The following is a 362-nucleotide window of genomic DNA, read 5'->3' as shown; positions in this document are numbered from 1 at the left end:
GGTCATGGCGACGATACGCTTTCGGGTGGCGATGGCGACGATGTGTATCGCTTTGAAGCCGGAGACGGGCAGGACAGGATCACGGATGCCTCCGGCATCGACCGGATCGAGTTCGGTGCCGGTATTATGCCGGACGGGACAGAGGTTTCCTTGCTCGGGGATGCCTCGACACTCGTCGTCAAATTCAAAAATATTGATGACCGCATCACTATCGTCAACGGTGCTGCGCTTGATGCACGCGTTATCGAGGAATTTTCGTTCTTTGATGGAACGGTCTGGAAACTGTCGGATATGGCGAGGCTGTGGCAGCGGCCTACGGCGGACGCTGACACTATTGTGGGTACTGTCGGCGACGATACGTT

Annotated in this window: 1 protein-coding gene; it reads left to right on the top strand. The window is 56.4% G+C overall.

All coding sequences use genetic code 11. The annotated features are described in order from the left end of the window. A partial coding sequence (locus IFT84_RS21290) for a calcium-binding protein (protein ID WP_192122612.1) occupies positions 1-362 on the top strand: 362 nt, incomplete at both ends.

Source organism: Rhizobium sp. CFBP 8762 (assembly GCF_014841565.1).
GTDB lineage: Bacteria > Pseudomonadota > Alphaproteobacteria > Rhizobiales > Rhizobiaceae > CFBP-8762.
The sequence above is the reverse complement of the archived record's forward strand: the minus strand, read 5'-3'. Positions and strand labels throughout refer to the sequence as shown.